Consider the following 20,223-nt stretch of genomic DNA (forward strand, 5'->3'; position numbering starts at 1 on the left):
GCCCAGCGGGCCGGCCGACCCAAGCGGCTAGCTGAGGCAGAGGCAGAAGGGGTGGCCGGCCGGGTCAAGGAAAACCCGGAATGTTTCGCCCGGCTGGTGGTCGGCCTTGGTCGCGCCAAGGGCCAGCACAGCCTCCTCGCCCTTGTCCAGGTCCTCCACCACCATGTCCAGGTGCATTTGCTGCGGGATGGTCTGCCCGGGCCATACAGGAGCCTGGTACACCTCCACCTGCTGGAAGGAGATGCAGTTGCTGCCGTCACTGGGGCGGATCTCGTACCAGTCTTCCTTGCCTTTGACTTCCCAGCCGAAAAGTTCGCCGTAGAAGGCGGCCAAGGCGGCCGCGTCGGGGCAATCAAGAACTACGTTGGGGAATTTAGCTATAGCCATGGTTCAGACCTCGTCAGCCGTCTTTTGCATGCGGGCCAGGGCACTCTTGGTGCCCCGCTGGGTGAGTACGTGAACCACTGCGCCAACAGCGGCGGACACAACGGCGAACACCAGGACACCTGGCAAGGAGTCGTCGAGGTCCGTGCCGTCCTTGGGCGCGGGCTTGCCGGTCTTCTTTTCCCAGAGCCCCTCCAACGTCTTGTTGGCGAGCGCACCGGCGCCGAGGCTCACGGCGAGTCCAAACAGCTTTACCACTATGTTCACGACGATCCTCCATCAATCAGCGCACCGCGGGAGCAGTGCTTCGCACAAGAAGTTCACACAACGCGACAGGGCCGCTGCAAGTGCAGCGGCCCTGTCCACATTCCTAGTCCTTCTTGAAGGCGTCCTTCACCTTTTCGCCGGCGTTCTTCAGGTCAGCCTTGACCTGGTCGCCTTTGCCTTCAGCTTCGAGGCCCTTGTCGTCCGTCAGCTTTCCGGCAGCTTCCTTGGCCTTGCCGCCAAGCTTCTCGCCAGTGTTCTCCAACTTGTCGTCAGCACCCATGTCGCACCTCTTTCGTCGTAGGAACCTTGTACCTCTACCACATCACTAATCAGTGTACTTAGCAATATTTGGGCCAAAATCGGTTCATCCTAGAGCTCCCCGAAGCCTTCCTTGACCAACCGCCCCACGTACTCCACGGCCTTGGATGCGTCCTTGCCCCGCGCCTCGACGTGGAGGCTGGAGCCTTGCCCGGCGGCCAGCGCCATGAGCGCCATGATGGACATGCCGTCGACGCCGTTCACCGTTACCTCAGCGTCCAGCCCCGACAGGCCGCCGGCGATCTTCGCGGCCGGCCGCGCGTGCATGCCCATGGGGTTGATGAGTTCGAAGTCGCCGCTCGCGTCCGGGTCATCCTGACCGTACGGGTCCGGCAAGTCAGTGCGCTTGGCCGCTTCGGGACTGCTGGCGCTGCCAGCCGCCTCGGCAGCCTTGCGCACATCCTCGACGCCGGCACCACCCTGCGCGGCAACCGCAGCCGCCACGAGCCCCTCCACCAAGGGTGCGTCGGCCAGCCGCACGGCGTCGGGATTGCTGGCGAACTCCATCGCGGACTCAGCAGTCATTACCGCCGAGCCCAGGTCCGTCAGCACCACCACGCCGTCGCCACCGGAGTCGACCAGCGACTGTTCGACGGCGGCCAGCACCTTCTCCAGGCTGGTCCCGATCCGGTCGTCGTCAGTCCCCCCGGCGGCGACGAGTCCGACGTCGGGCGCCATCTGGGCGGCGAGTTCAACGGCTCCTTCAGCGATCTTGCTGCTGTGCGACACCACCACAATCCCAACCGTCATCCGGCCGCTCCCGTACCGCCGGATCCGGCCGCTGCTTCGGCCGCAGCGCGCAGCAGCAGCGCGGTTGATGCCGCCCCCGGGTCGCGGTGGCCGGCACTACGGTCGCCGAGGTAGCTGGCCCGTCCCTTACGAGCCACCAGGGGATCCGTCGTCTCGGCACCTTCCTCCGCGGCTTTCGCGGCCGCTTCCAGCACGGCCGAGGGTTCTCCGCCGTCGGATGCCGCCTTCATTGCCGCCTCCACCGCCGGTGTCCAGGCGTCGATCATTGTCTTGTCGCCAGGCTCGGCCTTGCCACGCGCCACAACCCCGTCCCGCGCCGCGGCGAGGGCTGCCGCGAGCGCCTCGGAGTCGACGTCGACCGCCTCCCCCAACGACGTGGCCGCCCGCAGGTAGGCCGTTCCGTAAAGCGGTCCGGCAGCTCCACCCACTTTTGACATGAGCGCCATGGCCGCGGCCTTCAACGCGGCACCCGGAGTTTCCGGCGGGCTTTCATCGAGCTTATGCAGCACGGCCTGGAAACCCCGGTCCATGTTCTCGCCGTGATCGGAATCCCCGATGGCGCGGTCCAGCTCAATCAGCTCGACCCTGTGCTCAGCCATTGCCTTGGCGGACAACCTCAGCCACTCCTGCGCCCACGTGACGTCCAGGCCCATGCTCAGGCTCCCCACCGCAGCGCGGCAGTGTGGACGGGAGCATCCCAGAGCCCCGTCATCTCGTCGTCCAAGCGGAGTACCGACACTGAGCAGCCCTGCATCTCCAGCGACGTCACGTAGTTGCCCACCAACGAGCGCTCCACTGTGACGCCACGCTCGGTCAAGACCTGCGCAGCCCGCCGGTACACAATGTACAGCTCGCTTTGCGGGGTCCCACCCATGCCGTTGACCAACAGCAGCACCTTGTCGCCGGCGCTCAGGCCAAGGTCCTCCAGCACGGGCTCCAGCAGCCGGTCGGTGATGGCATCGGCGTTTTCCAGGGCGATCCTGTGGCGGCCCGGCTCTCCGTGGATACCGATGCCGATTTCGATTTCGTCGTCGGCGAGTTCGAAACTCGGCGTTCCCGCGTGCGGCACCGTGCATCCGGACAGGGCCACGCCCATTGTCCGCACGTTGGCCACCACCCTTTCGGCGATGGCCGTGACGGCGTCAAGATCGTCTCCGCGTTCCGCTGCAGCACCGGCGATCTTCTCCACCAGCACAGTTCCGCCGACGCCGCGGCGTCCGGCCGTGTACAGCGAGTCCTCCACGGCGACGTCGTCGTTGACCAGGACGGAACGCACGCGGACGCCTTCGGCCTGCGCCATCTCGGCCGCGGTTTCAAAGTTCAGGACATCGCCGGTGTAGTTCTTCACGATATGGACGACGCCGGCACCTGAGTCGACGGCGACGGTGGCCGGAATGATCTGGTCAGGAGTTGGCGAGGTGAAGACTGCGCCGGGGACAGCGGCGTCGAGCATGCCGAGCCCGACGAAACCCGCGTGCAGGGGCTCGTGGCCGCTGCCTCCGCCGGAGACGAGGGCGACCTTGCCCTGTACCGGTGCACCTTTCCGGACGACGAACTTCGGCTCGGGGTGGACGTCCACGATGTCGGCATGCGCCATGCCGAACCCTTCAACGGACTCGTCCACCACGGCCCGTGGATCATTAATGAGCTTTTTCATTGGATGCTCCTGGCGTGGTGTGGCTGGTGCTCTGACCCTACTACCGGGGCCGCAGCCCCGGTAGGCCTTCCGGGCTACTCCTCGCCGGCCGCTTGCGCTCAGCGAACTGGGTCACGGTGCCGGGGACGAAGCTTCCCTGCCGTCGTCGCCTGAGCTATGCCCAAGATCTCTGATCAGGGCTCCACACGTGGTGCTCTTCCGCGGTTCCATCGAAAATTGGATCCATGAAAGCCAGGACGCGTTCGACCTGATCATCGAGGTCTTTCGCGCATAGGTCTTCCGCCCTGTTTTTTGCGCGCCAGGCAGCCCACTTGGCTTGCCCAATCTGCCCGTAGCCGCTGAGGAGAGCGCGGAGAGGTTCCAGCTCTACACTTCGGTGCTGAGCAACTTGCCGCGCTGCCTCCCTCAGGTGTGCTGCCGCAAAAGAGTATCTATCTGACAGGGCCGCAACATCCAGAAGGTCGCGCCATCTGGTGCTGGTTGTGCCTCTTTGCAGCATGGTGACCGTTTTCTCAGCAATTACCGTTACAAGAGGATGGCCTTGCATCTTCACTGAACCGCCCAGTAGTAACGGAAGTTCGATTTGCTCGGGAGCGGGCCAGATTGGGTCCCCAGTGCTGATGTCCAGCTTGATTGTGGGTTTTGCCCTATGAAGCGTCGTCGGCAGCGTAACCCTAAGGCCCGTGTACTCGTCCTCATCACGGATCTGCTCGATGTCCAGAGATCCGGCGTGAAACGAAAGACCGTCCTCAGTGTCCACAGCCGCGACCGCTGCCACTACATTGGTGACGTGGGCGACGTCCAGCTCAAAGTCGAGCGCCTGGATATCGATGTCACGGGTGGGCCGACGAAGTGAATGGGCAGCCAGGAGGACTCCGCCTTTGAGGCAGAAATCCCTGGCATAGGGTGTGCCCCCGAGGCGGTACAGGAATCGCTCAAGGGCGTAAAAGACCAGAATTTCATCAAAGGGGCGAGCCCGGTCGCGCGCGAGGGCCTGCAGTTGATTGTAAATCTTGGAGGCGGTCATAGAAGGACCTCCAACGCGCGGCGAAGCGGTCCGCTGGATCGGGGAACAACAGATGCCACTTGCATCAGTCGCGCCGGGTGGGAGTCTGGACGCTTCAGCCAGTTGCGAAGAGCTTCAATGCCGGTTTCGTAGCCAGCGGTAGCACGGAGGCGAAACGCATCGACTATTGAACGCTCAGGGGAGTAGATTCCGATACTTGCGCTGTCCGCACCGTCGATAGGCACGGCTGTTCGCCCTACCTCGAACGTCGCCAGGTCGAAGATATGCCAATTTACCGGCGCCAACACCTGGGGCGGAGTTTTTCCTCGAGGGATCGCCAAATCGATGGATGACGGAATCTCGTCGATCAGACCATGACGTGCCAGCGCACTGTTCAGGCACAGAGTAGCCAAGGGCGCCTTGTGCGCAGCCTCAACCAAGTCGAGGTCCGCATCCAGACCTTCCGCCGTCACGTAGAGACCTGGCCCGATCTGATCAATTAGTCCCGAATCGCGCAGCCGGTAGAGGCTTGCTTTGGGCACGCCGTAATGACTCGCCTCCTTAACGCTAAAGGCGGCCCCGTGTGGAAGCCGATCCAGGAGCTGGCTTCGTCCTTTCATGGATACATTCTACGACAGATAATCAGATCTGTCGTGGAATGTATCCGCGACCTAAGTGCAGCGCGCTTCCGGGCTACTCCTCGCCGGCCGGTTGCGTCACTTCGCCGCCCTCCTGCCGCACCGGGAACTCGGGCCAGAAAGCCGAGTAGAGATCCGGGTCGCTGTGCCGGTCGCCCGACCAGGAAGCATCATTCGGCCACGGCCCGTAGGGAAGATCGATCTGGAACGCGGAGAAATCCGGAAATGTGACCCTGTGGTCCATCGCCCGCATCCCCTTCAGCTGTTCAGCACGGCGTCGCCGCCGGCAGTGGCAACGTCTTCCAGCAGGACGGTCTGATCAATGACCGGCAGCCCTACAACGTGCCCAAAACTGAACATATTCTGCGGATCCAACTCGGCTTTCGCCTTGCGCAGACGCTCACGGACACTTGGCTCCCAGGGCCGTTCCCTGTCCTCGGCGTCCACAAAGTGTCCATGCAGGTTGACGAAAGTCCCGCCGCTGGAGGCCGGACGCAGGTCCTCGCGGACGGCGTCGAACACTCCTGGAAGCAGCTCCGCCACGGGCGGGACGACCATGCCGGCCATGAAGAAGCTGAACGCTGCATCGCGCGCTCCCACCATGTCTTCACCGTCAGCGCAGACGGCCAGGGCTCCACCAAGGAGACGGATTTCCGCCATGAGCACGGGGCTTGGGACGCCGGGGCCGAAATGCCGAAGAATGGCGTCCCTGGCATCCTGGTCCAAGCGATCCAACAGGAATCCCCGCTCCCGCACAGGCACGGGCTGCTCAGGGTCCTGATGGACCATGTCCATTTGGGTTGAATCCAAGGGGCCGGTGCCGTCCATCATGAAGGGAGCGCTCCGGCGCATGGGTTCCAGCAGCCGCGTGGCCACCTCGGCATCGCCCTGGTAGGCATACCGAAGGTGCACTACGAACTTTCCGCGCAACGGCTCGGGGACGATGTCCATGTCCGGCAGGCGAAGGAAAGCCAACGACGCCGATGCCTCCTTGGGCAGCCCGGGCACCCATTCGCTGAACTGCTCGAGAACGGCCGGGGCGTGCTCGCCGTCGTAGTACAGGCCGCCGGCGAACAGGTCCGAGCTGGGGAAGAGGTGGAATTCCATGGCCGTGACAATGCCGAGGTTCCCTTTTCCGCCCCTCAAGAGGTAGAACAGCTCGGAGTTCTCGTCTTTGCTTACCCGACGCTGGGTGCCATCGGCGGTGACAAGTTCAAAGGCAATCACGTGGTCCGAAGCGAAGCCGTACTTGCGGCCAAGGATGGGCAAACCGCCGCCCAGCGTGTAGCCCACCACGCCAACGTCGGTGGTTGAACCGCAGAGTCCCATCAAACCGAACGTGGCGGCGTGGTCGACCACTGCCCTCCAACGGACGCCCGCTCCGACACGGGCAGTCTTCTCGAGGGGATCTATGCTGAGCTCCAGCATGCGGCGCGTACTGATGAGCAGGCCACCTTCAATGGCATTGGTGGCACCGTGGCCCGTGGATTGCACGGAAACCGGCATTCGACGTTCTGCAGCCCAACGGACCGCCGCCGCGACGTCCTCTGCATCGAGGGCGCCGAAAGCAAGGTCCGGCTGGTGCTGGGTAGATAGGTTGAAGGCCGCTACTTCTGCGGCGAATCCGGGATCGGCAGGCGTGAACACTGGACCGCGGACGCTGAGTTGGAGTTCTGAAACATCTGAAATGGACGCGTGGGACTGCATGATCTTCTCTCACATTGACCGAGTAGTGGAAGCTTCCCCAGCAAGCCGTGATCAGTTTATCCATCAACTGGATATACGAGAAGAGTTTTTAAATCACCCATAATCGGGCGAGGGCCTTGGAGGCCTACAGCTGCTTGATCATGCGGGTGTTGCCCAAGGTGTTGGGCTTGACCCGCGCAAGGTCCAGGAACTCCGCCACGCCCTCATCGTGCGAGCGCAGCAACTCCGAGTACACCTGCGGATCCACCGCGGACTGGTCCTCCATGACCTCGAATCCATGCCGCTTGAAGAAGTCCACCTCGAAGGTGAGGCAGAATACCCGGCTCACGCCCAGGGCGCGCGCCTCCTCCAGGAGGTTCTCCACCAGGGTGTGGCCGACACCGCGCCCACGCCAGGAATCAGCCGCTGCCAGCGTGCGGATCTCGGCCAGGTCCTCCCACATCACATGCAGCGCGCCGCAGCCAATGACCTCGCCGGCGTCGGACTCGGCAATCCGGAACTCCTGGAGGCTCTCGTAATAGGCCACTGTCTCCTTGGCCATCAGGATCCGCTCCTCCGCCAGGGGGGCAACGAGCCTCTTGATGGCCGCCACGTCGCTGGTGCGGGCAGGGCGAAGGCTGAAGGAGGAAGTCACTCCCCCATCCTAACGAGATGGCCACCCCTCACTGCTTCGTGAAGGCAGGTGTGGGTTCCGCTCACGGTAATCAACACTTATATCGCTAAGTGTTGGTATGGCGGGAATTAACCAACACTTATGGGCTTAAGTGTTGGTATGGTGGAAACATGCCCACGTCTCCGTCCCAACGCATTCCGGTTGCTCCTGTCTCCTTCGAGACTTTCGACTGGCAGCCTCGCGCGCCCGCGATGTTCTCGCGCGCCGAGGTTGAGCGACAGACCGGCCCTTATCAAGCAGCCTTGACGGCGAATATTGAGCACTGGACTCCCGAAATTTCCGGGGAAGATTCCGCGGATGTCGAGGACGCGACTCGTGAGCTCGTGAAATTCGACAAACACGCTCAACAGACGCTGGGCACGGACAACCCCGCGCTTGGACCCATGACTGCGATCCTCTTGCGCACGGAATCAGCCTCAAGTTCGCAAATCGAGCAATTGACCACATCGGCGAAACAACTTGCCCTCGCCGAGATTGACGCCGGCCACAAGGCCAACGCGCTGACCGTCGTCGGAAATGTCCGCGCCATGGAAGCAGCTCTTCGGCTGGCCGACAATATCAGCGAAGACTCCATACTGGCGATGCACAAGGCGCTGATGCTCCACCAGCCCGGCTTCGATCCGGCAGGCGCTGGTCGCTTCAGAGAAGAGCAGGTGTGGATCGGCCCTGGCCAAGCCGGACCACGAGTGGCCGAGTTCGTCGCTCCGCACCATGGCCGTATTCACGGGGCGATCACGGATTTGGTCAAGTTCATCCACCGCCAGGATGTCTCCGTACTGGTTCAGGTGGCGGTCAGTCATGCGCAGTTCGAAACGGTGCACCCATTCCCCGATGGAAACGGCAGGACGGGTAGGGCGCTGGCTCAGTCGATTCTCCGCAACAAGGGCCTGGTCGGCTCCACAGCTGTGCCAATCTCCGCCGGTCTTCTGGTGGACACAGCACGCTACTTCGCCGCGCTTGGCGCATTCCGGGAGGGCGACGCCGGACCAATAGTTCGTCAGTTCGCGGGAGCAGCCCGGATTGCGGCCACTACTGGATCACGACTTGTAGACGACCTTGTCGCCGAGCTCGAAGAGTCCCGGGCAAAGTTGGCTGGTCTTCGGGCAGACGCGGCGGCCTGGAAGGTGCTGCCCGCACTGATCGGGCAGCCCGCGGTCAACACAAAGTTCCTAATGAGCGAACTCGGTCTCGGCGAGATGGCGGCGCTTCGCGCACTGGACACGCTCAGTGGCCGTGGCGTGCTCAACGAGACTTCAGGCCACGGCCGCAAGCGGGTTTGGCAGCACCGCGGAATACTCGATGTCCTCGACTCCTACGCCGCCGACATCCGACGGATGTCGGGAGGCTGATCCGTCAGCCTCCCGACACAGCTACACTCCCAACTCTTCCGGGAGCGCCACCTCCGTGCCCAGGACCTGCTTGGCCAGGAAGTGCTCCACGACGCCGTACCAAACCTTGGCGTGCTGCGGTTGCAGGATCCAGTGGTTCTCGTCCGGGAAGTACAGGAAGCGGTGAGGGCTCTGGCCGTTGTCATCCGCGGGCAACTGCGAGGAGGACAGGAGCTCGTACCAAAGCCGCAGGCCTTCGCCGATCGGCACCCGGTAATCCTTGTCGCCGTGGATCACCAGCATGGGCGTCTTGATGTTGCCTACATTCAGGTGCGGTGAATTCGCCATGGCCATCTCAGCGGTCATTTCCTTGAGCCAGTACTGCGCAGCATCCGTGGTAGGCCCGAACTGGTCCAGCGCCCACAGGCTGGCATGCGTGACAATCGCCTTGAATCGGTCCGTTTGCCCGGCCACCCAGTTCGCCATGTAACCACCGAACGAGCCACCCATGGCCGCGGTCCGCGTTTCGTCAATATCCGGTCGCGACACCACCGCATCAGTAATGGCCATCAGGTCGGTAAAGGGCTTCTTTCCCCATTCACCCCATCCGCGCTGGATGAATTCCTGCCCGTAGCCGGTAGACAGGGCCGGATCCGGCAGCAGGACCGCGTAACCCTTGGCCACCAACAGCCAGGGGTTCCATCGCCAGGTCCAGGCGTTCCACGAGCCCAAGGGTCCACCATGGATCCAGAGCAGGAGTGGCGCCGGATCTTCCGCTGAGGCCCCCTCCGGAAGGGCGAGGTAGGCAGGTACCCGCGCGCCGTCGTCGGCTGTTGCCTCCACGCGCTCAAGGCGGCCCTTGTACGCTGGCCGCTCCGCAGGTGCCTGCAAGCGGAGCACTTCTCCCGTGGCGAGGTCGATCCGCACAGCTTCGGCAGGGAACTCGTACGAGCTGCGAAGCGCATACGCGGCGCTCCCGTCGGGAGACACCACGACGTCGGTATACGCCGCACCGTCCTGCGTCACCTGCGTGACACCACCGTCGGCGACGTCGATCCGGAAAACCGGCGACGCGCCGTCGTCGTCCGCTTTCGCGAGGATGGCCGAACCGTCGGGGAGCCATGCGAGCGCGGTGGCCCATCGGTCCCACTGGTGGGCCAGGGGCTCCAGGTCAGCGGTCTCGCCACCCGCCACGTTCAGCAGGTGCAGCTTCACCTGGGGCGCCTGGGTGGGCGTTGTGTCGCTCTCGCTCTTCACCACCAGCGTCCGGTTGTCCGGGCTGACGGGGCCAGGGAAGTAACTCATCCCTTCATGGTCGAGCAGCACCTTGACCGCACCGGTAGCCACGTCGATGGCAGCCAGGACCTCACGGCTATCGGCTTTGGCCAGCGCCTTGGCCATGCTGGTGTAGATGGTTTTGCCGTCGGGGCTCACCACGGTTTTTGCTTCCCGAAGCGAGGCGCCGACGCCGGATGTCAGGTTCCGCAACGTGAGCGGCGCGGCAGCATCCACTGTTGCCGGCTTGCCGGGCTCCTTCTCCTCCCCCGGCTCCACTGCGAAGATGCGCGGCTCTGCAGGGCCGAGGTCGGCATCCCAGTACCGGACAGGGTAGCCGCTGTGCAGGATGGCCGAGACCTTGTTGTCCTTGCGGGCCTTCCTGCGTTCTTCATCGTTTTCCTCGTCGGTTGAGCCGGCAAGGACCTCTGCGTTGATGAACGTTGCGTCGGCGCTCTTGGCCGTCATGACCGAACTGATGCCCCCGGGACGCGAGTGAACCACGCGCGCTTCACCGCCGTCGGACGGGAGCAGCCACAGCGCGTTGACGGGGTCAGCGTCGGGGCTTTCAGGGTCCGGGCGGGCCGAAGTGAAGTAGAGGTCGCCGTTGGCCGCGAAGGCAGCACCGGTTTCGCCCTTGGAACTGCGGGTGATCCGGCGCGCACGGCTTTGGCCTGCTGGGTCCAGCTCCCACAGGGCGGTAGTGAACGCGGTTCCTTTGGTGTCCAACGTCGTCACGGTAGTGACCAGGCGTTTTCCATCCGGGCTAAGGGTCAGGCCACCAACCCGCGGGATGGCGAGGTAGTGGTCCAGGTCATGAAAGGGGGTTTCGGGCTGTGCGCCCGAGGTATCAGCTGAGTCCATGCTCCGATTCAACACCGAATGTGTTCGTCATCACAGCCTGGTTCACTTACAGTGAAACAGTACTTTCAGATATTGGCGCGGGTTTCAACCCGCCGCAGCGCCTCGACCACGGGAAGGGTCCCGTCTTCTTCGGCGACGGCTGCCGCCATTTCTTCTGCCCGCACACCGTACGACGGCGTGTGGGCGGCTTTCGCAATAGCCTCGCCGAGGCGCTCCGGAGTCAGCGTCTTGTGCGGAAGTGGGCCGGGACCAACCCCGAGCGCGGCAATCCTAGAGGCCCACAGTGGTTGGTCGGTGTACACGGGGACAGCTACCGCAGGGACACCTGCCCGGAACCCGGCCGCCGTCGTTCCAGCCCCCGCGTGATGCACCACCGCGGCCATACGCGGAAACAGCCACTCATGGGGAACATCCCCGACGCCGATAGCGTCATCGCCAAGGGGCCCCTCCACCCCCTGCACCACAGCCCGCGTGCCGGCGCGCCGCGTAGCCTCGAGGATGAAGTCGGGGTCAATGTGGGCGCTGCTGCCGAAGCCCACGAAGACCGGCGGTGGCCCATCCCCAAGGAAGTCCACCAAATCCTCCGGCGGCTGCCAGTCCTGCCTCGTTGCAGGCCACCAGTATCCGGCCATGACCAAGCCATCGTGCCAATCGGCAGGGCGCGGCAGCACCGTTGGACTGATGCCGTGGAGCGTGATTGCCCGTGCCGTCCTTCTGCGTCTCTCGCCCGCCGCACGGCTTTCCTTTGCGAGCCCCAGGGTCTTGCGAAGCCGCCTGCTGGGACCGTCGTAGGGAGCCGGCCCTGCTGCAGCACGCTCGCCAATAAGCCTGTTGCCCCACGGGCCAAGGCTTCGCGCCGAGTTCATGATCACCGGAGGGTAGGCAGAGCTGGGTTCCGTGGGCTGCAGATGGGCCCCGATGGCTGGGATGCCGAAGGCTTCAGCAACGTCGTACGCGTAGGGCGCTACCGAGTTCGTCAGAATGACGTCGGCTCCGGCCTCGGCTGCGGCCAGCGTGCCGATCGCGGCATTCTCCATGTACTGGCCCAGCTGGCGCCAGAACTCCACGAGGTTGCCCGGTTCCGGCTTCGTCCCGGGAGCCGGTCGCCTGATGAGCCGGGCCAAGTCCCCCTGCAGCGGCCTGAATTCACAGCCGGACTCGACAACCAGTGCAGCGTACGCAGGGTTGGCGGCAATAGCGACCTCATAGCCCAAGTGCTGCAGGCGGCATCCGAGGCCCGCCACGGGCGCAACGTCACCCCTGGTACCGGGGGCCACCATCAAAACGCGCAAGCTCCCCTCCCCCACTGGAGTTTTTGTACAGATAATGCCCTTATCAAGCCACCTTAGCCGCAATAGGTGTACAAAAACTCCACTTTAGGGGTGGGGATGGGAAGTGGGCCTGGGGCAAGCGAAAGCCCCGCCCACTCCTTTCGGAATGAACGGGGCTTTCGTTGGGCCAGGCCAGATAACTTACGCGGTAGGAGCGATCTCCGGGATCCGCGGCTTGGCGTTGCCTTCGAACGTGAACTTGGCGTCGTCACCTTCACCCTCGACGTCCACCACAACGATGTCGCCGGTGTGGATGTCGCCGAACAGGATCTTCTCGGACAACTGGTCCTCGATCTCGCGCTGGATGGTGCGGCGCAGGGGCCGGGCACCCATTGCGGGGTCGTAACCACGGGTAGCGAGCAGGACCTTGGCGGCCTTGGTGAGCTCGATGCCCATGTCCTTGTCCTTGAGGCGGCGCTCCAGTCGGGTAACGAACAGGTCCACGATCTCGATGATCTCGTCCTGCGTCAGCTGCGGGAACACCACGACGTCGTCAACACGGTTCAGGAACTCGGGGCGGAAGTGCTGCTTGAGCTCTTCGGTAACCCGTGCACGCATCCGGTTGTAGCCGGTCTGGGTGTCCGTGCCGGACTGGAAGCCGGTTGCGACGCTCTTGGAGATGTCGCGGGTACCCAGGTTGGTGGTCATGATGATCACGGTGTTCTTGAAGTCCACAACGCGGCCCTGGGAGTCGGTCAGGCGGCCGTCTTCCAGAATCTGCAGCAGCGAGTTGAAGAGATCGGCGTGTGCCTTCTCAACTTCGTCGAACAGCACCACGGAGAACGGACGACGACGGACCTTCTCGGTCAGCTGGCCGCCTTCTTCGTAGCCAACGTAGCCCGGAGGTGCACCGAAGAGACGGGAAACCGTGTGCTTCTCGGAGTACTCGGACATGTCCAGCGTGATGAGGGCGTCCTCTTCACCGAACAGGAACTCGGCCAGGGCCTTGGCGAGCTCGGTCTTTCCGACGCCGGTGGGGCCGGCGAAGATGAACGAGCCACCAGGACGCTTGGGGTCCTTCAGGCCTGCACGGGTACGGCGGATAGCCTGCGACAGGGCCTTGATGGCCTCGTCCTGGCCGACGACGCGCTTGTGCAGTTCGTCTTCCATCTTGAGGAGCCGCGAAGACTCTTCCTCGGTGAGCTTGAAGACCGGGATGCCGGTGGAGTTCGCGAGAACCTCGGCGATCAGGTCTTCGTCAACCTCGGAGATGTCGTCCATGCCGCCGGACTTCCAGGTGCGCTCCTTCTCCGCGCGTTCGGCAATGAGCTTCTGCTCCTTGTCGCGCAGCGAGGCAGCACCCTCAAAGTCCTGGGCGTCGATGGCGGATTCCTTCTCCATCTTGACGTCGGCGATGCGCTCGTCCATGGCCTTGAGCTCCGGCGGAGCGGTCATGCGGCGGATGCGCAGGCGTGCGCCGGCTTCATCGATGAGGTCGATTGCCTTGTCCGGCAGGAAGCGGTCCGAGATGTAGCGTTCGGCGAGCTGCGCGGCCGAGGCCAGGGCGCCGTCGGTAATCGTCACGCGGTGGTGTGCCTCGTAACGGTCCCGCAAGCCCTTGAGGATCTCGATCGCGTGCGCAACGGAAGGTTCCTTGACCTGGATCGGCTGGAAGCGGCGCTCAAGGGCAGCATCCTTCTCGATGTGCTTCCGGTACTCGTCCAGGGTGGTGGCACCAATGGTCTGGAGTTCGCCACGGGCGAGCATCGGCTTCAGGATAGACGCAGCATCGATTGCACCTTCTGCGGCACCTGCACCGACGAGGGTGTGGATCTCGTCAATGAACAGGATGATGTCGCCGCGGGTGCGGATCTCCTTGAGGACCTTCTTCAGGCGCTCTTCGAAGTCACCGCGGTAACGGGAGCCGGCAACCAGGGAACCAAGGTCCAGCGTGTAGAGCTGCTTGTCCTTGATGGTCTCCGGGACATCGCCGCGGACGATCGCCTGGGCGAGGCCTTCGACGACGGCTGTCTTACCAACGCCGGGCTCACCGATCAGCACGGGGTTGTTCTTGGTACGGCGGGAGAGGACCTGCATGACGCGTTCCATCTCCTGCTCGCGGCCGATCACAGGATCGAGCTTGTTTTCGCGGGCAGCCTGGGTGAGGTTGCGGCCGAACTGGTCCAGCACCACCGAACCGGCCGGGGTACCTTCGGGCTGGCCCTGGCCGGAGCCGCTTCCTGCGGTCTCCTTGCCCTGGTAGCCGGAAAGCAGCTGGATAACCTGCTGGCGGACCCGGTTCAGGTCGGCGCCAAGCTTGACCAGCACCTGGGCGGCCACGCCTTCGCCTTCACGAATGAGGCCGAGCAGGATGTGCTCGGTACCGATGTAGTTGTGGCCGAGCTGCAGTGCTTCGCGGAGCGAAAGCTCAAGCACCTTCTTGGCGCGCGGCGTGAAGGGGATGTGACCGGACGGGGCTTGCTGGCCCTGGCCGATGATCTCCTGCACTTGCTCGCGGACGCCATCGAGCGAAATGCTCAGGGACTCGAGCGCCTTGGCTGCAACGCCTTCACCCTCGTGGATCAGACCCAAGAGGATGTGCTCGGTACCGATGTAATTGTGGTTGAGCATCCTTGCCTCTTCTTGGGCAAGGACGACCACGCGACGGGCACGGTCCGTAAATCTCTCAAACATTTCGCCACACTCCTAGCTACGACGTACTTTGATGCTACGTGCCCGGAGAAGACTTTTGGAGCGTGTTCGCCACAGGGGAAACATGACGCTGTTGCGGAATAAATCCGTTTGGAACCCTTGACCGGGAACGACGGCGGTGACATCCTCCGCAGGCCGGCCCGGTAGCAGGCCGGCCCGGTGGCCGCGAGGATGCCGGGCCGAACTGCCGGAGCGGATGCACCCGGGCTTCAATGGGATCACAATGGAACCCCCGGTACTTTCCACCGGGCGCGGATCACAGAGAATTCCCAGTCACGGATGCCGCCGGACGAAAAAAGCACGCTTAAACAACGAATGCCCCGGCAGCAACTGCCGGGGCATTGAAGTGATGAATCAGGAATTGGCCTTTTGATAAGCTTCCTGAATTTCGGCCTGAATACGTCCGCGGCTGTTGACCGTGTACCCGTTGTCACGGGCCCACTGCCGGATCTGTGCGGAGTCCTGGTTGCGGGCTGCAGTAGCGCGGCCACGGGTCGCCCGACCGGAGGTCTTCCGGGCTTTGGCTACATACGGCTCCAGGGCTTTCCGAAGGGAAGCCGCGTTGGCTGTGGACAGGTCCATCTCGTAGCTCACGCCGTCGAGGCCAAAGCGGACAGTTTCGTCCGCAGACCCTTCATCCAGGTCATCGACGAGGATGATTTTTACTTTCTGTGCCATGAGTTGCCTCTCATTCGGAGGGTTTGGATAATCAGAAATTCCCCGGGTTTCTTTCTTGATTATCTGTCACGGCAAGCGCGCGCGTCAAAGCACAATTAGATTCCGCTGCTTAGCGGAACCCAATTTTCGGCTATTCAGCGGCTGGGCCTTCGGGAGCCGGGCCCTGATTTCTCATATTGGCTTCCTCCTGGGCGCGGGCTTCCGCCTGGCGCTCGGATTTGTCCGCATTGAAGATGGACTTCATGGCAAACCAGAAAATCAAACCGACCACCACTGATGGCGCCAGGACTGCGATGTACTCCATGATCAGTGCCCTTCAGGCTTCAACAAGGGGAAAAGAATGGTTTCGCGGATACCGGCCCCGGTAAACAACATGACCAAACGGTCGATGCCGAGTCCGATTCCGCCCATGGGCGGCGCACCGTATTCGAGGGCACGGAGGAAGTCCTCATCGAGCTGCATGGCTTCTTCATCACCGGCAGCGGACCTGCGCGATTGTTCCGTGAGGCGTTCACGCTGAATGACAGGGTCAATCAACTCGGAGAATGCCGTGCCGCGCTCCATGCCGCCAATAATGAGGTCCCACGCCTCGATCAAACGCCCGTCCTCGCGGTGCGGGCGGGCCAATGGCTGGGCCGACGGCGGGTAGTCGTACACAAAAGTCGGGTTGAGCAGCGTGGGCTCGACGATTTCGCCGAAGAGTTCAACCACAATCTTCTCGGCATCCCATTTCGGGTCCACTTTGACGTCGTGCTTGGCGGCGATCGCCAACAACTCCTCCACAGTGGTGTCCGGGGTAATTTCCACGCCCACGGCTTCTGAAATACCGGGGTATACCGCAAGCCACGCCCATTCGCCGTCGAGATTAATCTCACCGGCTTCCGTTTGGATGGTACGCGTACCCACAACGTCAGCCACATTCAGGATGATTTCCTTCATGCGTTCAGCCATGACGAACTGGTCCGCCCACGCCTCATAGCATTCAAGCGTGGTGAATTCGGGGCTGTGGGTGGAGTCCACGCCCTCGTTGCGGAACACCCTGCCCATGTCGTAGACACGGTCAATTCCACCCACGACCGCACGCTTCAGGAAAAGTTCGGTGGCAATACGAAGGGTCATTTTCTGATCGAAAGCATTCATGTGCGTTTCGAACGGACGGGCCGTTGCACCGCCGTGGACCAGCTGCAGAATGGGCGTTTCCACCTCGACGTACCCATGGCGGTCAAGGGTGTCGCGGACCGACCGGGTGATGGCCGCTCGCTTGTAAACCATCTCGCGGGCTTCATCGCGGACCATGAGGTCCACGTAGCGCTGGCGGACGCGGGTTTCCTCGTTGAGCTCCGCATGCAGCACGGGCAGCGGACGCAGCGCCTTGGACGCCATGGACCAGGAATCGGCCATCACGGACAGCTCTCCGCGACGGGAGGAAATGACCTCGCCCTTGATGAACACGTGGTCGCCGAGGTCCACCAGGGCCTTCCAGTCGGCCAGCGCTTCCTCGCCGACATTCGCCAGGCTCAGCATGGCCTGCAGGCGCACACCCTTGCCATCCACGCCGCCCTCCTGAAGGGTAGCGAAGCAGAGCTTGCCGGTGTTGCGGACAAACACCACGCGTCCGGTGACGCCGACAATGTCGCCCGTCGTCTCGTCAGCTTCGAGGTGTGCGTACTTTTCGCGGATTTCGCCGAGGGAGTGGGTCCGTTCTACGCCCACGGGATAGGCCTCCGTGCCGCGCTCGATCAGCTTGGCGCGCTTGTCCATGCGGATGCGCATCTGCTCGCTGGCGTCGATGGGTTCTGCGGAGGTGTTCGGGGCTGGGGTGTTTGCGGAAGTCACAATCCTTAAGTTTACCGTTGATTACCGACCTCCACTTCCGGACTTACCCAAGGGGGAAAAGCATAGACTCGGACAGTGGAGACATGGATGGTTGAAACGCACGACGGCGGCGGGCAGCTTGAGGTGCACAGCTTCAGGCCGGCGGCCGCTGCCTCGATTCCCGGCGCCCAAGCGCCCGCGGAACCAGCCGGCGTCGTGCTTGTCCATGGCACTTTGGTGACCGATTCCCTGTACTGGTCCTTTGCGCGGACCTTGAGCGTTCTGCTGGGGCGCCCGGTCCACAGTTACAACAGGAGGGGCCGCGGCAATTCCGCCCCGCAACCTGCGGGCTACTCCGTTGAGACTGAGATTGCGGACCTCCAGGCAGTCATGGAGAAGAGCGGGTCCACCGACGTCGTGGCGCACAGCTACGGCGGCTTCGTGGCACTGCAGGCAGCCCGGGAGATCAGCATCGACCGCTTGGTGACCTACGACGCCGCGGTGTCCTTGTCCGGCAACCTGAGCAGCCGTTGGCGGCCCGAGCTTGAGGAAGCAGTTACCGCGGGCCAACTGGACCACGCGTGGGCGCATCTGGTGCAGGGATTGGGTACTGCCGGGCCCATCTCCTACCTCCCGCTGCGTGCCCTCCGCACCTTGAGCGTGCTGTCGGCCCAAACCAGGCTGGGACTGGAGATGCGCTCCCTGCTGCCCACCGCCGTCGTGGAAATGCGGGCGGTCCTCGACGCCGACGCGCACCTTCACGACTTCATGAAACTTTCCACGCCCACCCTCATGCTCAGTGGTGGATGGAGTCCTTCATACTTCGGCGAGACAGGGCGGGCACTGGCCGGCGCCGTTCCCGCGATCGAGTTCGCAGTGGTGCCGCGGCAATTCCACGAAGGTCCGCTGCGGCCTGGACGGCGTCTGGCTGCACGGATCGCGCGGTTCCTTTCAGCGAACCGCCTCCCGGAAGAACGGGCTGACGCCACCTAAGATGTTCCGGTGAAGGAACGTGGAATCAAGACGCACGACGGCGGCAGCCTCGCCTTGTACAGCTACGGCGCCGAAGACGCGCCCGGGGAGCGCAGGGTGGTGCTGATCGGCGGCGCGTTTCTCACGGCCCTGATCTACCGACCCTTCTCCGTCGCCCTCGCGAAGGGCCTTGGCGATGGCTGGGCCGTGGACGTGTACGACCGCCGCGGCCGGGGAAAGTCCACAGACCAGCCGCACAACTACTCCATGGAAACGGAAATCGAGGACGTCCGTACGATCATGGACGCTACCGGCGCCCGCAATATCCTTGGCCATAGCCTCGGCGGTTCCGTTGCCTTGAACGCCGCGCAGGCGTTCGCCGGAACCCGGCACGAACCCGGCAAGCTTGCTGTCTACGATGCCGCGGTAAATATCGACGGGAGCATGGACACCGGCTGGGTTGATGGTTTCGCAGAGGCGGTAAACCAAGGCGACATCAACCGGGCCATGGCAAAGATGCGGCGCGGCATGGAGCCTGGGACTGCGCTGGCACGCGTACCGGAGCCCATCCTGGCTGGTCTTATGGCCGTGGTTTCCCGCACCAAGGTGAACAAGTTGTTCCGGCAGCTGCTGCCATCCGGAGTGGGCGAGCTGAAGGCCGCGTTCGAGGATGCAGACACGCCGCAGGACTTCTCCGTGCTGCCCTCGAACACCCATTTCATGGTGGGCAAGAAGAGCCCGCAGTTCTACAAGGTCACCGCGGCCCGGCTGAACAGGGCCGTTCCCGGGAGCACCCTGGAAGTCTCCCCCAAAGGTTTCCATGGTTCGGTTCCCGCGGCAGTCAATGAGCTTGTGACGGACATTTCGAACTACTTCACACGCTGACTTCTTATCTTTATTCACATACGGGACCGGTATGCGGCGTGCTGTCAGGTGGCTCGGCTAGGCTCGTGACATGACGCGCGACATCATCATGACCCACGACGGCGGACACCTCGAAGTATTCACTACCGGCGGTGAGCAGGCATCGCCGGGCTCTGGTGTCGTGGTGGTTCCCGCCTCGATGGTGACGGCCTCGGACTACACGCGGTTTGCCCAGAAACTCAGTGACGCCCTCGGCCGGCCAGTCCACACGTTCAACAGGCGTGGGCGCGGCGATTCATCCCCGCAGGCCGAGGACTACACCCTGGAAGCCGACATCCGCGATCTCCAGACCGTCATGGAGCACACGTCCAGTACGGATGTGTTCGGCCACAGTTTCGGCGGCGCCGTGGCATTGCACGCAGCGCGCACGCTGCCCGTGGAACGCTTGGCCGTCTACGATCCCGCGGTATCGGTCAACCACAGCGTCAAGGCTGAGTGGACGGACGACTATGAACGCGCGACGGCGGCAGGAGACTATGATCGCGCCCTCGCCGTTCTCATCAAGGGAGTCGAGACGGGCGGCGCCTTCGCGAGGATGCCGCTGTCCATGCTGACCCTGGCCAACAAGCTTGCAGCAGGAACTCCCCTGGGCAAGCAGCTGCGCGAGCTCATGACTTGTGGTGTCCGCGAAATCAAGGCGGTCATTGCCGCCGATATGCCTGCCGAGCCGTTCCTGGCCCTCCCCCTTGAAACGTTGATCGTGGTGGGGGAGAAGAGCCCCGCGTACTTCGGCGTGGCCTGCGGGCAGATCCACGACGTCCTCTCCGGATCCAGCTACACCATCCTGCCTGGCTTCGGCCATGACGGCCCGAATAAGGCTCCGGACAAGCTGATCTCGGAATTGTCGGAGTTCTTCTCGGGTTAGTGGGGTTTTAACGGCTGAAGGCCTCCCTTGGGGGAGGCCTGCAGCGGTGTTGTGTTGGTTAATGTGGGAGACCCCCCAACCCGGTGTGGGTTGGGGGGTCTCGACCTAATGGTTGTCCG

General features: G+C 63.3%; 21 protein-coding genes. 4 read left to right on the top strand and 17 right to left on the bottom strand.

What is annotated here, in order from left to right:
- Positions 1 to 27 precede the first annotated feature (27 nt).
- From FDP28_RS19035 to FDP28_RS19085, 11 genes are all read right to left on the bottom strand, one after another.
- Positions 28 to 387 (bottom strand): VOC family protein, encoded by a 360-nt coding sequence (locus FDP28_RS19035; RefSeq protein ID WP_144663170.1) that lies wholly within the window; start codon positions 385 to 387, stop codon positions 28 to 30.
- 3 nt (positions 388 to 390) lie between these two features.
- Positions 391 to 651: a DUF4235 domain-containing protein gene (locus FDP28_RS19040; RefSeq protein WP_144663171.1), complete on the bottom strand. Its 261-nt coding sequence runs from the start codon at positions 649 to 651 to the stop codon at positions 391 to 393.
- A 103-nt stretch (positions 652 to 754) separates the two neighbouring features.
- Positions 755 to 931, bottom strand: a complete 177-nt coding sequence (locus tag FDP28_RS19045) for a CsbD family protein (RefSeq protein ID WP_144663172.1) — start codon at positions 929 to 931, stop codon at positions 755 to 757.
- A gap of 89 nt (positions 932 to 1,020) precedes the next feature.
- Entirely contained in the window at positions 1,021 to 1,719 is a 699-nt protein-coding gene (gene dhaM / locus FDP28_RS19050) for a dihydroxyacetone kinase phosphoryl donor subunit DhaM (RefSeq protein ID WP_144663173.1), read from the bottom strand.
- On the bottom strand, positions 1,716 to 2,372 hold the full coding sequence (gene dhaL, locus FDP28_RS19055; protein ID WP_144663174.1) for a dihydroxyacetone kinase subunit DhaL: 657 nt from the start codon (positions 2,370 to 2,372) through the stop codon (positions 1,716 to 1,718). The genes dhaM and dhaL overlap by 4 nt, the downstream gene beginning before the upstream one ends.
- Positions 2,373 to 2,374: 2 nt before the next feature.
- The gene (gene dhaK / locus FDP28_RS19060; protein WP_144663175.1) at positions 2,375 to 3,376 is read right to left on the bottom strand and encodes a dihydroxyacetone kinase subunit DhaK; all 1,002 of its coding nucleotides are present in this window, start codon (positions 3,374 to 3,376) and stop codon (positions 2,375 to 2,377) included.
- A 154-nt stretch (positions 3,377 to 3,530) separates the two neighbouring features.
- Positions 3,531 to 4,403 carry a nucleotidyl transferase AbiEii/AbiGii toxin family protein gene (locus FDP28_RS19065; RefSeq protein WP_144663176.1) on the bottom strand — a complete coding sequence of 291 codons (873 nt, stop codon included), beginning with the start codon at positions 4,401 to 4,403 and terminating at the stop codon, positions 3,531 to 3,533.
- On the bottom strand, positions 4,400 to 5,002 hold the full coding sequence (locus FDP28_RS19070; protein ID WP_144663177.1) for a type IV toxin-antitoxin system AbiEi family antitoxin domain-containing protein: 603 nt from the start codon (positions 5,000 to 5,002) through the stop codon (positions 4,400 to 4,402). Before FDP28_RS19070 ends, FDP28_RS19065 begins: the two co-directional genes overlap by 4 nt.
- Before the next feature lie 73 nt (positions 5,003 to 5,075).
- The gene (locus tag FDP28_RS19075; protein ID WP_144663178.1) at positions 5,076 to 5,264 is read right to left on the bottom strand and encodes a hypothetical protein; all 189 of its coding nucleotides are present in this window, start codon (positions 5,262 to 5,264) and stop codon (positions 5,076 to 5,078) included.
- Positions 5,265 to 5,278: 14 nt separating this feature from the next.
- Positions 5,279 to 6,727: an FAD-binding oxidoreductase gene (locus tag FDP28_RS19080; RefSeq protein WP_144663179.1), complete on the bottom strand. Its 1,449-nt coding sequence runs from the start codon at positions 6,725 to 6,727 to the stop codon at positions 5,279 to 5,281.
- A gap of 124 nt (positions 6,728 to 6,851) precedes the next feature.
- Entirely contained in the window at positions 6,852 to 7,361 is a 510-nt protein-coding gene (locus FDP28_RS19085; RefSeq protein WP_144663180.1) for an amino-acid N-acetyltransferase, read from the bottom strand.
- Between the two features lie 149 nt (positions 7,362 to 7,510).
- Between FDP28_RS19085 and FDP28_RS19090 the strand changes: the two genes are divergently transcribed.
- Positions 7,511 to 8,749 carry a Fic family protein gene (locus FDP28_RS19090; protein WP_144663181.1) on the top strand — a complete coding sequence of 413 codons (1,239 nt, stop codon included), beginning with the start codon at positions 7,511 to 7,513 and terminating at the stop codon, positions 8,747 to 8,749.
- Between the two features lie 21 nt (positions 8,750 to 8,770).
- Here the strand turns inward: FDP28_RS19090 and FDP28_RS19095 are convergent, their stop codons facing one another.
- From FDP28_RS19095 to lysS, 6 genes are all read right to left on the bottom strand, one after another.
- The gene (locus tag FDP28_RS19095; RefSeq protein ID WP_186313719.1) at positions 8,771 to 10,867 is read right to left on the bottom strand and encodes a S9 family peptidase; all 2,097 of its coding nucleotides are present in this window, start codon (positions 10,865 to 10,867) and stop codon (positions 8,771 to 8,773) included.
- A gap of 65 nt (positions 10,868 to 10,932) precedes the next feature.
- Positions 10,933 to 12,159, bottom strand: a complete 1,227-nt coding sequence (locus FDP28_RS19100; RefSeq protein ID WP_144663183.1) for a glycosyltransferase — start codon at positions 12,157 to 12,159, stop codon at positions 10,933 to 10,935.
- 180 nt (positions 12,160 to 12,339) lie between these two features.
- Positions 12,340 to 14,832 carry an ATP-dependent Clp protease ATP-binding subunit gene (locus tag FDP28_RS19105; protein ID WP_144663184.1) on the bottom strand — a complete coding sequence of 831 codons (2,493 nt, stop codon included), beginning with the start codon at positions 14,830 to 14,832 and terminating at the stop codon, positions 12,340 to 12,342.
- Between the two features lie 372 nt (positions 14,833 to 15,204).
- On the bottom strand, positions 15,205 to 15,528 hold the full coding sequence (locus FDP28_RS19110) for a histone-like nucleoid-structuring protein Lsr2 (RefSeq protein ID WP_144663185.1): 324 nt from the start codon (positions 15,526 to 15,528) through the stop codon (positions 15,205 to 15,207).
- A 130-nt stretch (positions 15,529 to 15,658) separates the two neighbouring features.
- Positions 15,659 to 15,832: a hypothetical protein gene (locus FDP28_RS20635; RefSeq protein ID WP_186313720.1), complete on the bottom strand. Its 174-nt coding sequence runs from the start codon at positions 15,830 to 15,832 to the stop codon at positions 15,659 to 15,661.
- A gap of 2 nt (positions 15,833 to 15,834) precedes the next feature.
- Positions 15,835 to 17,364 carry a lysine--tRNA ligase gene (gene lysS, locus FDP28_RS19115; RefSeq protein ID WP_144663186.1) on the bottom strand — a complete coding sequence of 510 codons (1,530 nt, stop codon included), beginning with the start codon at positions 17,362 to 17,364 and terminating at the stop codon, positions 15,835 to 15,837.
- Between the two features lie 75 nt (positions 17,365 to 17,439).
- Here lysS and FDP28_RS19120 point away from each other — a divergent pair, with 75 nt between their 5' ends.
- From FDP28_RS19120 to FDP28_RS19130, 3 genes are all read left to right on the top strand, one after another.
- Positions 17,440 to 18,336 carry an alpha/beta fold hydrolase gene (locus tag FDP28_RS19120; protein ID WP_144663187.1) on the top strand — a complete coding sequence of 299 codons (897 nt, stop codon included), beginning with the start codon at positions 17,440 to 17,442 and terminating at the stop codon, positions 18,334 to 18,336.
- 9 nt (positions 18,337 to 18,345) lie between these two features.
- Positions 18,346 to 19,200 (top strand): alpha/beta fold hydrolase, encoded by an 855-nt coding sequence (locus FDP28_RS19125; RefSeq protein ID WP_144663188.1) that lies wholly within the window; start codon positions 18,346 to 18,348, stop codon positions 19,198 to 19,200.
- Between the two features lie 70 nt (positions 19,201 to 19,270).
- The gene (locus tag FDP28_RS19130; RefSeq protein WP_144663189.1) at positions 19,271 to 20,104 is read left to right on the top strand and encodes an alpha/beta fold hydrolase; all 834 of its coding nucleotides are present in this window, start codon (positions 19,271 to 19,273) and stop codon (positions 20,102 to 20,104) included.
- Positions 20,105 to 20,223: the final 119 nt, after the last annotated feature.

Origin of the sequence: Paenarthrobacter nicotinovorans, from assembly GCF_007670255.1 — a bacterium.
GTDB classification, from domain to species: Bacteria; Actinomycetota; Actinomycetes; order Actinomycetales; family Micrococcaceae; genus Arthrobacter; species Arthrobacter nicotinovorans_B.